This is a genomic window from Streptomyces marokkonensis, from assembly GCF_008312835.1.
GTDB lineage: Bacteria > Actinomycetota > Actinomycetes > Streptomycetales > Streptomycetaceae > Streptomyces > Streptomyces marokkonensis_A.
In genome coordinates, this window is the sequence record NZ_VSKS01000003.1 from 81173 (window position 1) to 95989 (window position 14817).

Annotated in this window: 12 protein-coding genes and 1 pseudogene; 4 read left to right on the top strand and 9 right to left on the bottom strand. The window is 73.6% G+C overall.

Annotation, left to right across the window (positions count from 1 at the left end):
- The first annotated feature begins 6 nt into the window (after positions 1-6).
- Both F1615_RS05995 and F1615_RS37060 read left to right on the top strand, forming a co-directional pair.
- Positions 7-2511 carry an MFS transporter gene (locus F1615_RS05995; protein WP_149547830.1) on the top strand — a complete coding sequence of 835 codons (2505 nt, stop codon included), beginning with the start codon at positions 7-9 and terminating at the stop codon, positions 2509-2511.
- A 55-nt stretch (positions 2512-2566) separates the two neighbouring features.
- A pseudogene (locus F1615_RS37060) lies at positions 2567-2764 on the top strand (hypothetical protein); the annotation flags it as partial.
- A 91-nt stretch (positions 2765-2855) separates the two neighbouring features.
- On the opposite strand, the gene F1615_RS06005 reads toward F1615_RS37060, so the two are convergent.
- On the bottom strand, positions 2856-3620 hold the full coding sequence (locus tag F1615_RS06005; RefSeq protein ID WP_149547832.1) for an ANTAR domain-containing protein: 765 nt from the start codon (positions 3618-3620) through the stop codon (positions 2856-2858).
- A gap of 120 nt (positions 3621-3740) precedes the next feature.
- On the opposite strand from F1615_RS06005, the gene F1615_RS06010 reads away from it, so the two are divergent.
- Complete coding sequence (locus tag F1615_RS06010) at positions 3741-4088, top strand: STAS domain-containing protein (protein WP_149547833.1); 348 nt, start codon at positions 3741-3743, stop codon at positions 4086-4088.
- Positions 4089-4097: 9 nt separating this feature from the next.
- Positions 4098-4568 (top strand): PPOX class F420-dependent oxidoreductase, encoded by a 471-nt coding sequence (locus tag F1615_RS06015; RefSeq protein ID WP_149547834.1) that lies wholly within the window; start codon positions 4098-4100, stop codon positions 4566-4568.
- Positions 4569-4584: 16 nt separating this feature from the next.
- Here F1615_RS06015 and F1615_RS06020 read toward each other — a convergent pair whose 3' ends face one another.
- The 8 genes from F1615_RS06020 to F1615_RS06055 all read right to left on the bottom strand — a co-directional run bounded on the left by F1615_RS06020 (position 4585) and on the right by F1615_RS06055 (position 14742).
- On the bottom strand, positions 4585-5358 hold the full coding sequence (locus tag F1615_RS06020; protein WP_149547835.1) for a TetR/AcrR family transcriptional regulator: 774 nt from the start codon (positions 5356-5358) through the stop codon (positions 4585-4587).
- 74 nt (positions 5359-5432) lie between these two features.
- A complete protein-coding gene (locus F1615_RS06025) occupies positions 5433-6956 on the bottom strand; it encodes an MFS transporter (RefSeq protein WP_149547836.1) in 1524 nt (507 codons plus the stop codon).
- A 65-nt stretch (positions 6957-7021) separates the two neighbouring features.
- On the bottom strand, positions 7022-9130 hold the full coding sequence (locus F1615_RS06030) for an ArnT family glycosyltransferase (RefSeq protein ID WP_149547837.1): 2109 nt from the start codon (positions 9128-9130) through the stop codon (positions 7022-7024).
- Positions 9130-10491 carry a bifunctional glycosyltransferase family 2/GtrA family protein gene (locus F1615_RS06035; protein ID WP_149547838.1) on the bottom strand — a complete coding sequence of 454 codons (1362 nt, stop codon included), beginning with the start codon at positions 10489-10491 and terminating at the stop codon, positions 9130-9132. Before F1615_RS06035 ends, F1615_RS06030 begins: the two co-directional genes overlap by 1 nt.
- Positions 10492-10505: 14 nt before the next feature.
- Entirely contained in the window at positions 10506-12056 is a 1551-nt protein-coding gene (locus tag F1615_RS06040; RefSeq protein WP_149547839.1) for a sensor histidine kinase, read from the bottom strand.
- Positions 12053-12793, bottom strand: a complete 741-nt coding sequence (locus tag F1615_RS06045) for a response regulator transcription factor (RefSeq protein ID WP_167533674.1) — start codon at positions 12791-12793, stop codon at positions 12053-12055. Before F1615_RS06045 ends, F1615_RS06040 begins: the two co-directional genes overlap by 4 nt.
- A 126-nt stretch (positions 12794-12919) precedes the next feature.
- Entirely contained in the window at positions 12920-13825 is a 906-nt protein-coding gene (locus F1615_RS06050; protein WP_149547841.1) for an amidohydrolase family protein, read from the bottom strand.
- A 44-nt stretch (positions 13826-13869) separates the two neighbouring features.
- Positions 13870-14742 carry a DUF2797 domain-containing protein gene (locus tag F1615_RS06055; RefSeq protein WP_149547842.1) on the bottom strand — a complete coding sequence of 291 codons (873 nt, stop codon included), beginning with the start codon at positions 14740-14742 and terminating at the stop codon, positions 13870-13872.
- Positions 14743-14817 lie beyond the last annotated feature (75 nt).

The following is a 14817-nucleotide window of genomic DNA, read 5'->3' on the forward strand; positions in this document are numbered from 1 at the left end:
ACGCCCATGGCAACGACCACACCAGCCGGTGTGCGGGCTCATGCCAAGCACGGGGGAGGCTCCTCCGGAGACGCTCCGATGACCCATCGGCAGATCATGGAGGCGCTGTCCGGGCTGCTGCTCGGCATGTTCGCCGCCATCCTGTCGTCGACCATCGTCACCAACGCCCTGCCCGAGATCGTGGGCGACCTCGGCGGCGGCCAGAGCGCCTACACCTGGGTCGTCACCGCCTCGCTGCTGACGATGACCGCCTCCACCCCCCTGTGGGGCAAGCTCGCCGACCTGTTCAGCAAGAAGGTCCTGGTCCAGACAGCCCTCTGCGTCTTCGTCCTCGGCTCCGTCGTGGCCGGCCTGGCGCAGAACCCGGCGATGCTCATCGGCGCGCGTGCCATCCAGGGCCTGGGCGCCGGCGGCCTGTCCGCCCTGGCCCAGATCATCATGGCCGCGATGATCTCCCCGCGTGAGCGCGGACGCTACTCCGGCTACCTCGGCGCCACCTTCGCCGTCGCGACCGTCGGCGGCCCGCTGCTCGGCGGTGTCATCACCGACACCAGCTGGCTCGGCTGGCGCTGGTGCCTCTACGTCGGCGTGCCCTTCGCGGTGATCGCGCTGATCGTGCTGCAGAAGACGCTGAACCTGCCCCTGCTCAAGCGCCGGGTCAAGGTCGACTGGGCGGGTGCCTTCTTCGTCACCGCGGCCGTCTGCCTGCTGCTCGTCTGGGTCACCTTCGCCGACGACAAGTACGCGTGGATGTCCTGGCAGACCGGCGCCATGGTCGGCGGTTCGGTCGTCCTGGCGCTGGTCTTCCTGTTCGTCGAGAGCAGGGCCGCCGAGCCGATCATCCCGTTGCGCCTGTTCCGCAACCGCACCATCACCCTGGCCTCGCTGGCCTCCCTGTTCGTCGGCATCGCGATGTTCGCGGGCACCGTCTACTTCAGCCAGTACTTCCAGCTGGCGCGGGACAAGTCCCCGACCATGTCGGGCGTCATGACGATCCCGATGATCGGCGGCCTGTTCGTGTCCTCCACGGTCTCCGGGATCATCATCACCCGGACCGGCAGGTGGAAGAGCTGGCTCCTGGCCGGCGGCGTGCTGCTCACCGCGGGCCTCGGCCTGCTCGGCACCATGCGCCACGACACCCCCTACTGGCACATAGGCGTCTTCATGGCGCTGATGGGCCTCGGCGTCGGCATGATGATGCAGAACCTGGTGCTGTGCACGCAGAACCAGGTGGCCCCCGGCGACCTGGGCGCGGCCTCCTCCGTCGTGACCTTCTTCCGGTCCCTCGGCGGTGCGCTCGGCGTGTCCGTGCTCGGCTCGGTCATGTCGACCCGGATCAGCCACCACGCCCAGGACACCATCGGGCAGCTCGGTCCGCGGGAGCGGGCGGCGGCCGCCGAGGCCTCCGGCAGTGGTGCCATCCCCGACATGGACCTGCTGCCCCCGGGCATCCGCACCTGGCTGGAGAGCGCCTACGGGCACGGCATCGCCGACATCTTCCTGTACGTCGCACCGATCGCCCTGCTCGCCTTCCTGGTGACCCTGTTCATCAAGGAGGTCCCGCTGCGCACCACGGGCGCGCTCGCCCAGGCGGCGGAGGAGACGGCCGGGGCCGCCCCCACGCCGGCACCGTCCGCCGAGGGCACCGCGCGCCGGGCCGCGGCCGGCACCGGGGCCGACGCGACGGGCACGGCCGCCCGGCCGCTGCCCACGGTCGCCGGCCCCACCCGCCCGGAGGAGTCCGCCGGCGGCGGCATCCCGGTCCGCGGTGCCGTCCGCGGCACCGGCAGCGCGCCCGTTCCGCGGGCGGCCGTCACCCTGATCTCGCCCGGCGGGCGTCAGCTGGGCCGCTCGGTGACGCAGGCCGACGGGTCGTACGCGGTGGACGCGCCCGGGACCGGGTCGTACGTACTGATCGCGGCCGCCGACGGCCACCAGCCGCAGGCGTCCACGGTCGTGGTGGACGGCGAACCGGTCACCCATGACGTCCTGCTCGGCGCCACCGGCGGACTGGCCGGTCTGGTCCGCGATGCCGGCACCGGGCTGCCGGTGCCGGACGCGATGGTGATCGTCACCGATGTGCGCGGGGACCTGCTGGCCACCGGGAGCACCGGTGAGGCGGGCGAGTTCACGTTCACCGAGCTGGTGCCGGGCGCGGTGACCGTCGCGGTGAACGCCGCCGGGCACCGGCCGCGCGCGCTGCCCGTCGAGGTCGGCGGCACCGGCGTGACCCGGATCGAGGTCGGCCTGGAGACCGGCGCCCGGGTGCGGGGCGTGGTCCGCGCCCCGCACGGGCCGCTGACCGACGCCCGGGTCACCCTGGTCGACGCGGCGGGCAACGTGGTCGGCACGGCGACGACCGGCTCGGACGGGGCGTACGCCTTCACCGATCTGGACGGCGGCGAGTACACGGTGATCGCCGCGGGCTACCCGCCGGTGGCCACCGCGTTGACGGTCGCGGACGGCGGGACCGACGACCACGACATCGACCTCGCCCACCCCGGCGTGTAGCGAACCCCGGCCCGTGGCGGGCCCGCGCGTCCTGGAGCGGAGACGCGCCCCGCCGCGGGCCGAGGCGGACGCCGAGGGCGCCGTACGGGACCCCACCGCGCCGGCGCCGGGTGCGTACACCGCCGTCACGGCGGTGGGGCACGCGCCCGCCGCCGGTGCGATCGTCACAGATGGGGCGCCTCCCGCTCGAGCGAGGCCGAGAGATGGGGGACGACGGGCCGAGGCCGGGACGGTGACGGCCAGGTCGTCCGGGCCCGGCGTCGCCGCGATCGGCACGGCCCCGGGGGGTGGCGCTGGACGTCCTGGCCGTGCGGGGAACGCGCTCCCCGCCGTGTGAGACGCCGTCAGGGCTTGTCGTGGGCGTCGACGATACGGCGGGCGAGGTCGCGCAGCTTCACGTTCTCCCGCTGCGAGGCCCGCACCAGGCTGTCGAAGGCGCCGGCCGCGTCGATGTCCAGACGCTCCATGAGGATGCCGGTGGCCTGGCCGATCAGGTCCCGGGTGCGCATGGCCTCGGTGAGCTGCTCGCGCACGGTGGCGGAGTCGAGGGCGATGCCGACGTGCGCGGTGAACAGCCGGCCGACCCGCAGGGCTGCCTCGTCGAAGGCGCGCGGCTTGCGGGCGTACGCGGTGAGCACGGTCAGCCGGCGGCGGTCGGCGCGCAGCCGCAGCGACAGCACGGAACGCAGGCCGAGGTCGGACAGCGCGCCCTCGCCCCCGTCGCCCTCGCTGTCCTCCACCTCGGCCACCGGAGCGGTCCACAGGCGGTGCCAGTAGGGCCGTTCGCCGGCCGCGGGGCCGCCGTCCTCGGCGGCCCGCACCACCTCGTCGGTCCACGCGAGCGTGCGGCGGCGGTTGTCGCGCTCTATCACGGAGATGCCGGCGTGGTCGGCACCGGGCACGAGGTCGACCGCCAGACGGACGGCGGTGTCCAGGGTGCTGTCCGGGGAGGACGTCTCGTGCAGTCGGCAGGCCGCGGCCGTCAGCGCTTCCGCCACATCGGAACCGTCAGAAAATGGGGGCAAATCAGAAAACCGGGACGCAACCACCACGAACCTCTTCGGCGTGCACGACCGAACGGCCGTGCGCAGGAGAGCTCCGCAGCACATTCCCGACTGCGAGCACAGGACGTACAGAACTTTAGCCGCTTTCACGGACGGGCTCAGACATGGTCCAATGGAGGGACAGGTCAGGAAGCGGCCTCGCCGAACAATCCTGACGTCTGCCAGGTGAGTGCCGTGACCTTCCTCCCGCATCCCTCCGAGCGCGCGCTGGTCCCCTTCCCGCCGGAGATCGACTTCTCCAACGCCGACGGACTGCTGCCCCTGATCATGGCCCAGGCCCGCCCCCGCTCCGGCCGGCCGCCCGAGGTCGTGGTCCTCGACCTCACCGCGACGCAGTTCATGGACTCCCAGGGTGTGCGCCTCATCAACGACGTACGCCGGCTGCTGCGCCCCGGGCCCCGCGTGTACGTGGTCGCCCGCCCGGAGAGCGTGGCGAGCCGCGTGCTGGAAGTGACCGGCCTGCGCCGGGACGTCCCCGTGTACGACAACCTCCCCGAGGCGATGGCCGCCTAGGCTGACGCCATGGCACCGAACATCGCGACGAACACCCGTGTCTCCCTCGACGAGTTGCTGGACTTCGTGCGGCCCCGGCACCGGGCGGTCCTGCTGACCCGGCGGGCCGACGGCGGCCCCCAGGGCTCGCCGCTGACCTGCGGGGTCGACGACTCGGGGCGGATCGTGGTCTCCACCTACCCGGAGCGCGCCAAGACCCGCAACGCCAAGCGTGATCCCCGGGTGAGCCTGATCGTCCTGAGCGACGACTGGAACGGGCCCTGGGTGCGGATCGACGGCACCGCCGAGGTCGTGGACTCGCCCGAGTCCGTGGAGCCGCTGGTGGAGTACTACCGGAACATCGCCGGCGAGCACCCCGACTGGGACGAGTACCGGGCGGCGATGGTCGAGCAGGGCAAGTCGATCATCCGGATCACTCCGGAGCGCTGGGGCCCGGTGGCGACCGGCGGTTTCCCCGCGCGGCTGGCCGAGGGGAAGTAGGACCCCCGCGGCCTCGTCAGTCCCGGCCGCGGGCCACCATCGCCTCGATGCCCGCGATCAGCAGGTCCAGGGCGAAGGCGAAGTCCCGCTCCAGCATCTCCTCGACGGTGTCGCCGCCGCGGGCCTTCATGATCCTGGCCGACTCCTCGATGACCTCGGCCGCGTCCGGCGACTGCGTCGCCTCGCTCATGGCGTGCCGGTGGTACTCGTCGGGGGTCATGCCCGTGGCGGCGACGCGGGCGTGGAAGTGGCCCTCGATCGTGCCGTAGCCGTAGACGAACTGGAAGACGGCCGAGATGGCCCCCGTCACCCCGTGCGCGGGCAGCCCCGTCTTGCGGATGACCTGCTGGATCACCCTCGAGAACGCCAGCGCGTTGGGCCCGATGTTGAGGAACCTGCCGGCCAGCGGCGACAGCCACGGGTGGCGCACCAGCAGCGCGCGGTACTCGCGGGCGAGGGCGCGCAGCTGGTCGCGCCAGTCCTCGTCGGCGGCCGGATCGGGCAGCACGAGCTCCCCGAAGGTGCGGTCGAGGGCGAGTTCCAGCAGGTCGTCCTTGGTGTCGACGTACCAGTACACGGACATCGCCGTCACGTTGAGCTCGGCGGCGAGCCGGCGCATGGAGAACTTGGCGGCGCCCTCACCGTCCAGCAGCCGGACGGTGACCTCGGTGATCCGCTCCCGGTCCAGTCCCGACGGCTGTCCGCCGCCGCGCCCGCCGCCGCGGGACCTGCCCTCCAGCCAGACGCTGGAGCGCGGAGCGCTCCCGGACCGCTGGGCTGCCCTCACCATGGCGCACCTTCCTCGACGTGCCGACACCGGTTCCTGCCAGGCACCCGGGTCCGGGTGCGCGGACGGTCCGGCTCTCAGGCCTTCTCCGGAGAGTCTGCCCGGTCCGCCCGGCGCAGCAACGCCGCCGCGATCAGTCCGCCGAGCAGCACGGCCACCGCCCCCACCAGCAGACTCGTCTCCAGGCCCGCGGAGAACGCGCCGGTGATCCGCGCCCGCTCGCCGTCCGAGCCCGCCGCGGCCAGCGCCGCGGGGAGCGAGGTCGCCGCCACCGGCACCAGTGCCGCGAACCGCGCGCCCAGCACCGCGCCCAGCACGGCGACCCCGAGCCCGGTGCCGAACTCGGCGAGGGTGCCGTTGATCCCGGCGCCGACGCCCGCCTTCTCGCGGGGCACGGAACTCATCACCGCGTGCGCCATCACCGGACTGCCGATCGCCGTACCCGCCCCGATCATGACCAGGCCGAGCAGCGTACCGGCGTAGCCCTGCTCGGTGAGCACGGCGATGGACACCAGCCCGCCCGCCATCAGCGTCATGCCGACGGCTATGGACAGCGGCGTGCCCATCCTCGCCGCCCATCTCGTGCCCACGCCCGTGAAGTTAAGGGCGACGACGGTCATGGCCATCGGCGCGGTGCGCAGGCCCGCCTCCAGGGGGCCGTAACCGAGGACGAACTGCAGGTACTGGGTGAGCAGGAAGAGCGCCCCGCCCATGCCGAAGGTGATCAGCACCAGACCGCCGACCGCCCCCGTGAACCGGTGGTCGCGGAAGAAGCGCAGGTCGAGCATCGGGTACGGGACGCGGGTCTCCCAGTACGCGAAGAGGCCGAGGACCAGGGCCGCCGCTGCCGCCGTGACCGGCACCCGGCCGGAGGTCCAGCCGTGTTCGGGGCCGGAGATGATCGCGTACACCAGGGCCGCCATGCCGAGGGTGGAGAGCACCGCGCCGACCAGGTCGGGCCGGTCGCCCTGCCGGTTCCTCGACTCGGGGACGTGGGCGGCGACGGCGGCCAGGCCGAGGGCCACGACCGGCAGGTTGATCAGGAAGATCGCGCCCCACCAGAAGTGGTTCAGCATGAATCCGCCCACCAGCGGGCCGGCCGCGAAGCCCAGCGAGTTGACGGCGCTCCAGATGCCGATCGCCTTGGGCTGCTCCTCGGGCGTGAAGATCTGCATAACGACGGCGAGGGTCGTGGTCAGCAGCAGGGCGCCGCCCACGCCCATGCCGGCCCGCGCCGCGATCAGCTGACCGGACGACTGGGCCAGCCCGGCCACCAGGGACCCGGCACCGAACAGGGCCAGGCCGACGAGCAGCATCTTCCTGCGGCCGTACCGGTCGGCGGCGTTGCCCGCGCTGAGCAGCAGACCCGACTGCACCAGGGAGTACGCGTTGATCATCCACTGGATGTCGGCGGTCGACGCGTCCAGCTCACGGGTGAGCGAGGGGATCGCCACGTTCAGCACCGTGTTGTCCAGCAGCACGGTGAGCTGGGCGAGGCAGATGACCCCGAGGATCAGCCAGCGCCGGGGGTGGCCCCGCGGCTCCCGGGACGCCCGGTCCGGGGACCGGTCGGGGGCGTGCTCCTGGGGGGACGTCGTCATGCTGTACACCGTAGAACACTTCCCATACGGTGTACAGCGTGACGGTCGTCGTGAGCTGCCGGGGGTCAGCCGCCGGTCGTCTTCCGGGTGAGGTCGTAGAAGGTCACCGAACCGGCCGTCACCTCCGCGAAGTTCTCCTCCACCCAGGACGTGATCTGCGCGGAGGTGCCGGAGCCGCGGCCGCCACCGCCCATGCCGCCGCCGGAGACGAAGTAGTGGATCCTCCCTTCCGCCACGTACTCCTTGAACCGGGCCAACGTCGGGGACGGGTCGGTGCCGTTGAAGCCGCCGATCGCCATCACGGGCTCACCGGTGGCGAGCTGATAGCTCGCGGCGTTCTGGGCGCCGACGGCCGCGGCGGCCCAGGTGAAGTCACCGGCGCCGGCCGTCAGCAGCTCCTTCGCCTCGGCACCGACACTCGCGCCGCCGAGGAGGCCGCCCATGCCGCCGCCCGCGCCACCGCCGGGCAGGCCGGCCTCGGCGCTGTTCCCGGGGGCGGTCTGCTGGTTGCCGCCCCCCGGGGACCGGCCGTTCGGCCCGGGGGCGGCGTTCCCGCCCGCCGGACCGCCGCCGGGGAAGCCGCCGGTGCCGTCCGCGGCGCCGCCGGGCGGGGTCCGGCCGCCGCCGGGGAAGCCGCCGCCTCCGGGCCGGCCCCCGCCGCCCGTGCTCGCCCCCGCCGGACCGGCCGTGACGATGGAACCGGAGTGCCCCTCCTGCACGGTGCTCAGCGTGTACGCCGTCGGACCGGCCAGCGCCGCGACCAGGCCCAGCCCCGCCGCCCCGAGCGCCACCCGGCGCCCCACCCTGCCCGCGAGGACCAGGCCGAGCGCGGCCACCAGCCCGCCGACCAGGACCAGCCACTTCAGCCACGGCAGATAGCCGGGCGTGCGGTTGAGCAGCACGTACCCCCAGGCCGCCGTCGCCGTGACGGCCGCCGCGAGGGTGAACGACGCCCAGAACGCCCGCCGCTTCTCCCACAGGGCCACCGCGCCCATACCCACCACGGCCGCGAGACAGGGGGCCAGGGCCACCGTGTAGTACTGGTGGAAGATGCCGGCCATGTAGCTGAAGACCGCCGCGGTCATCAGCAGCGATCCGCCCCACACCAGGAAGGACGCGCGGGCCGGGTCGGTCCGCGCGGCCTTCCTGGTGAGCACCAGCCCGCCGGCCAGCAGGATCAGCGCGGCGGGCAGCAGCCAGGAGATCTGGCCGCCGATCTCGGAGTTGAACATCCGGTCCCAGCCGGTCTCCCCCCACCGTCCACCGCCCGCGCCGCCGCCGACGCTGCCCGTCTCCTCGCCGTTGAGCCGGCCGAGGCCGTTGTAGCCGAAGGTCAGCTCAAGGAAGCTGTTGTTCTGCGAGCCGCCGACGTACGGCCGCGAGGACGCGGGCCACAGCTCGACGACCGCGACCCACCAGCCGCCGGAGACGACCAGCGCGACGGTCGCCACGGCGAGCTGCGCCAGCCGCTTCCTCGGCCGCACCGGGGCGCAGACGCCGTAGACGAGCGCGAGGGCGGGGAGGATCAGGAACGCCTGGAGGGTCTTGGCGAGGAAGGCGAAGCCGATCGCGACGCCGGCCCACACCAGCCACTTCGTGCGGCCGTCCTCGAGGGCCCGGACCACGAGGTAGCAGGCGACGGACATCAGCAGCGCCAGCATCGCGTCCGGGTTGTTGAACCGGAACATCAGCGCCGCGACCGGCGTGAGCGCGAGCACCGCGCCCGCGATCAGCCCCGCCGCCGCGCCGAAGCGGCGGCGGACGGCCGCGTACACGACGGCGACCGTGCCGACGCCCATGAGCACCTGGGGCACGAGGATCGCCCACGAGTTCAGGCCGAAGATCCTGACCGACAGCTCCATCGGCCACAGTGAGGCCGGGGGCTTGTCCACGGTGATGGCGTTCGCCGCGTCCAGCGAGCCGAAGAAGAACGCCTTCCAGGACTGGCTGCCCGCCTGCACGGCCGCCGAGTAGAAGGAGTTGGCGTATCCGGAGGCGCTGAGGTCGTAGAGGTAGAGCAGCCCGGTCACCAGGAGCAGGGCGAGGAGGGCGGGGCGCGCCCAGCGGGGGTCCTCCGGGGTGGGGGGCGCCGCGTGGCGGGGCGCCGTCGCCGGCGGTGGTCCCCAGGTGGCGGGGTCCGCCGGGGGGCTCGTCCGGTCGTGCTGCGTGGTCATCACAGGTCCCTCGGGTCGTGGTCGGCCGGGTGGGCCGGACGGGTGGGAAGCGGCGGACGGACCGGCCGGAGCGGCACGGCCGCGTCCTGCCGGGAAGGGGCGGCGGGGGCGGCGTGGGACGGGGCGCGGTCCGGGAACACCCACGCCCGGAAGAGCAGGAACCGCAGCACGGTCGCCGCGAGGTTGGCGACGACGAGCACCGCGAGCTCGGTGGAGTGGGCCGGGTCGCTGCTCGCCGTGTCCAGGGCGAGCAGCGAGCCGCTGGTCAGCGCGAGTCCGATGCCGAAGACCACCAGCCCCTGCGCCTGGTGCCGTACGGCACCGGCGCGCCCGCGCACCCCGAAGGTGAGCCGGCGGTTGGCGGCGGTGTTGGCGACCGCCGAGACGAGCAGGGCGAGCCCGTTGGCGGTCTGCGGACCGGTGAAGGACCGGAAACCGCTGTACAGCAGCAGGTAGAACAGGGTGGACAGCGCACCGACGACGCAGAAGCCGACCAGCTGGCGGGTCAGCCCCTGCGGCACGTCCTCGATGTCCCGGTCGCGCGGATCGTCACCGAAGGGCCGGGCCAGCCGGTCCAGCGGCAGCGAACCGGTGGCCAGGGCTTTGCCGACCCGCCAGACGCCCCTGAGGTCGTCGGTCGCCGTCCGCACCAGGTGCACGGTGGAGCGGGGGTCGTCGACCCAGTCGACCGGCACCTCGTGGATCCGCAGCCCCGCGCGTTCGGCGAGCACCAGCAGCTCGGTGTCGAAGAACCAGCCGCTGTCCTCCACCAGCGGCAGCAGCACCCGGGCCACGTCGCGGCGGATCGCCTTGAACCCGCACTGCGCGTCGGAGAAGCGGGCCCGCAGCGAGCCGCGCAGGATCAGGTTGTACGAGCGGCTGATGAACTCCCGCTTGGCGCCCCGCACCACCCGTGCGCCGCGGCTCAGCCGGGAGCCGATGGCGAGGTCCGAGTGGCCGGAGATCAGCGGGGCGACCAGCGGCAGCAGGGCGTTGAGGTCGGTGGACAGGTCGACGTCCATGTAGGCGAGGACGGGTGCGTCCGAGGCCGACCAGACGGTGCGCAGCGCCCGGCCGCGTCCCTTCTGCTCCAGGCGGACGGACCGCACCTCCGCGACGCGTTCCGCGAGCCGTCCGGCCACGTGCGGTGTGCTGTCGGTGGACGCGTTGTCGGCGATCGTGATGCGGAACGCGTAGGGGAAGGTGCGGGTGAGGTGCTCGTGCAGCCTGCGGACGCACGGCTGGAGGTCCTTCTCCTCGTTGTGTACGGGGATCACTACGTCCAGGACCGGCGTGCCGGCTCCGGTGGCCGGGAGGTGCTCCCGCGCCGGCAAGGTGCCGGGAGAGGAATCGGTTCGCATGGAACCGACTCTGATCAAGCGCCCTGTCGTGCCCGTGTGGTGAGGCTGTGCCGTGGCTGTGAGTGCGGCTCACGCGACAACCCGGCGGGCACGGCGGGCAGATGGAGGGTGAACACGGTCCGTCCGGGCACGCTGTCGACGGTCACGGCACCACCGTGGGCGGCCGCGACGGCCTGCACGATGGCCAGGCCCAGACCGGTCGAACCGGTGGCCCGGGTGCGCGCCGAGTCGCCCCGCGCGAACCGCTCGAAGACGTGCGGGAGCAGGCCGGGCGGGATGCCGGGACCGTCGTCCGCGACGTCCACGCGGAGCCAGGGGCCGCCGCGGCGCACCCGCGCGGTGACGGTGGTACCCGGCGGGGTGTGGGTGCGGGCGTTGCCGAGCAGGTTGACGAGAACCTGTTGAAGGCGGGCGGCGTCACCGGTCACGAGGGCGGGCTCGTCCGGCAGTTCGAGCCGCCACGTGTGGTCCTGGCCGGCGGCACGGGCGTCGCTGACGGTGTCCACGACGAGCGGTACGAGGTCGGTCTCCTCGAACCGCAGGGGCCGCCCGGCGTCCAGGCGGGCGAGCAGCAGCAGGTCCTCGACCAGCAGGGTCATCCGGCCCGCCTCGGACTCGATCCGCCCGAGCGCGTGCCGGGTGTCGGGGCCGGCCTCCTCCCCTCCGCGCCGGGTCAGTTCGGCGTACCCGCGGATGGAGGCCAGGGGCGTGCGCAGTTCGTGGCTGGCGTCCGCGACGAACTGCCGTACCCGCGTCTCACTCTCCTGGCGGGCGTGCAGGGCGCCGTGGATGTGGTCGAGCAGCCGGTTCAGCGCCGCTCCGACCCGGCCGACCTCGGTGTGCGGATCGCACTCGGACTCCGGGACGCGTTCCTCGAGGGTGACCTCGCCGGTGTGCAGCGGGAGTTCGGAGACGCGGGTGGCGGTGGCGGCGACCCTGCGGAGGGGACGGGTGGCGACACCGACGATGACGGCTCCGGCCAGGGAGGCGGCGACCAGTCCGGCGGCGGTGACACTGACCTCGACGAGGATCAGGGTGTTGACGGTGCTGTCGACGCCGCTCGTGGGGAGCGCCACGTAGAAGGCGCCGTTGGGGCCCACCTGGTGGGCGACGCGGTAGCTCCCGAGACCGGGTATGTCCACGGTGTGTTCCTCGCGGTCGCGCGGAACGGTCCCGAGGGCCGCCAGCTGGTCGCCGGCGAGGTCACCGGCCTCGGGCGTGTTGACCCCGTTCACGACCTTCTTGTTGCTCACGACGCCGTCGGTCACCCGGCCGTGCTCGACGGTCGCGCCGATGACGCCGAAGCCCTGCGGGCCCTTGGTGACGAAGTCGAGGGGGTCGTCCTGGTTCAGCGGCTCGGGGCGCGGCCGGCCGTCCACCGGACCGCCCGCCGCCCGCATGGCCACCTCACGCAGCTGACCGTCCAGCTGCTCGTACAGGTGGGACCGCAGCGCCAGCGTCGTCACCGTGCCGATCACCGCGCACACCACCGCGATCAGCGCCACGGACGCGACGACGAGCCGCGTCCGCAGGGTCCGCGGACGCGGTCGTCGCCGGCCGCTCACGACACCGCGGGCTTGATCAGGTATCCGGCGCCGCGCCGGGTGTGGATCATCGGCTCCCGGCCGGCGTCGATCTTCCGGCGCAGGTACGAGATGTACAGCTCGACGACGTTGGCCTGCCCGCCGAAGTCGTACGACCAGACCCGGTCGAGGATCTGGGCCTTGCTGAGCACGCGCCGCGGATTGCGCATGAGGAAGCGCAGCAGCTCGAACTCGGTGGCGGTGAGGTGGATGCCGTCCCCGCCCCGGGTGACCTCGTGGCTGTCCTCGTCGAGGGTGAGGTCGCCGACGACCAGCACCGATTCCGACCGGCGGTCGGCGGCGCCGGAGCGCCGGATCAGCCCGCGCAGCCGGGCGACGACCTCCTCCAGGCTGAACGGCTTGGTGACGTAGTCGTCACCCCCGGCCGTCAGCCCGGCGATGCGGTCCTCGACCGCGTCCTTGGCGGTCAGGAACAGCACGGGGACGTCCGGCAGCTCACGGCGCAGCCGCCCGAGGACGGACAGCCCGTCCATGTCCGGCAGCATCATGTCCAGGACGACGGCGTCGGGCCGGAACTCGCGCGCGGACCGCACGGCGCCCTGGCCGTCCCCCGCGCTGCGGATCTGCCAGCCCTCGTACCGCAGGGCCATGGAGAGCAGTTCGGTGATCGACTGCTCGTCGTCCACCACGAGCACCCGGACGGGGCTCCCGTCCGGCCTGAGCAGTTCGGTGCGCCCCCGGGGCGAGATCGTGGTCATACCGCACACGATGTCCGGGGCCTCTGAGAGCACTCTTTCGGCACCCTGTGTTTTCCCTGAGAAAGCCACAGGCGCGGCTGCCCGCCCACGCGCGGGCGCGTCCCGGCCGGCACCGGCCGGGGCCGTTCACCGGACGGCGGGGCCGAAGAGCCGGGCCGCGTTGTCGTGGCACACCCCCCGCAGCCACTCCTCCCCGAGCCCCAGCCGCTCCAGCGCGTGCAGCTGGTGGACGTACGGATAGGGGATGTTGGGGAAGTCCGAGCCGAGCAGGATGCGGTCGCCCAGGGCGGCCAGCCGGGGCAGGGCCCGCCGGGGGAACGGCGCCAGGCGTTCGCTGAAGTCGGTGAACGCCATCGTGGTGTCCAGCCGCACCTGCGCGTACCGCTCGGCGAGGTCCAGGAAGTCCTCGTACTCGGGCATCCCGAGGTGAGCCACCACCAGCCGCAGCCGGGGATGCCGCGCCAGCACCCGGGCGACCGGCCCGGGTCCCGTGTGCTTGCCGGGCGCGGGTCCCGACCCGCAGTGGATCACCACGGGCACACCGGCCGCGGCGAGCAGCCCCCAGGCGGCGTCGAGCGCCTCGTCGGCCGGGTCGTACGCGCCCACCTGCACATGCGCCTTGAAGACGCGCGCGCCCGCCTCGACGGCGTCCCGGACGTAGTCCGCGACGCCCGGCTCGGGGAAGAGCGTCGCGGTGTGCAGACAGTCGGGCGTGCGCCCGGCGAAGCCGGCCGCCCAGTCGTTCAGCCAGCGGGCCATGCCGGGCTTGTGCGGGTAGAGCATGGCGGTGAACGCCCGTACGCCGAACGCCCGCAGCACCTCGGCCCGTTCGCCCTCCTCCTCGCGGTACGTGATCGGCCACTCGACCCCGCCGGTCAGCGGCCCGAGCGCGTCGAAGTAGGCCCACACCTTGCGCAGCACCCGCTCCGGCATGAAGTGCGTGTGCACGTCGATGAGCCCGGGCAGCCCGAGCCCCTCCCAGAAACGCCGCACGTCGCCGGCTTCGGTACGGGTGTCGGGCCGATCGCTCATGCCGCCACGATCACCCGTGACCCGGCCCGCGGTCCAGGGGCCGGTCAGAACAGCCCGTCCTGCGCCGCCGTCCTCTCCCTCAGCGCCCTGACCGGCACGGCGAACTCCCGCCCGCCGGACGGCACCAGCCCCCATCCGGCCAGCAGCCGGGTGTCCAGGACCACGACCCCACTCGCCGTCGCCAGATGCAGATCGGGACCGGCGGCGGCCACCAGCTCACCGCTCACCGCGCCCCCGGCGACCAGTTCGGCGACCTCCCCCACGGCGGCGGGCACCCCCGGCAGCCCGAACACCTCCGCGTGGTCGGCCGGTTGGAACGGCGCCGGGTCCAGCGATTCCGGCCACCCGCTCAGGGCGACCGCCCGGGCGTGCAACCCGGCGATCTCCGCCGCCCGTTCCTGCCTCGTGGCCGGGAGGGCCGCCCTCGCCGCCCGCTTGTCTGCGTAGGGAATCCGGTCGGGCACCCCGAGCGCCGCGCGCAGCAGCTCCTCGGTGCGCCGCGCCGCCATCAGCGGCCCGGTGCCCAGCCACGTGAAGACGACCGCCCCCTGCTCCAGCAGCCGCGCCGCGCCCCGCCGCGCCCCGGTGATCCCGACCTTGACCATCCCGGGCCCGAACCACGCCAGATAGACGCGGTAGGGCCGCGGATCGTCCGCGAGGGTGTCGGCGGCCACCGAGTGCGCCCGGTCGAGCCGGGCGCACTCCTCGCAGCGCGCCCCCGTACTGCGCCCCGGAACCGCCGCACCGAGCGGACACGCGTGCCCCCGTGCCCCCACGCACGTCCGCACTCCCCCCTCCACGACCCCGAAGGCCACCCGCTTCCCCCGGGGCAGCGCGGAACTCCGGCCGCCGTCCCACACCAGCACGGGACCGTCCGCCGACCACCGCAGCCCCGAGCAGCTCCATGCCTGTGCCATCCCTGCCGAGACTAGGGGGCACCACTGACAACGGGTCCGCCCCGGATGGCCACCGGGCGATCGCGGGCCGAGGTG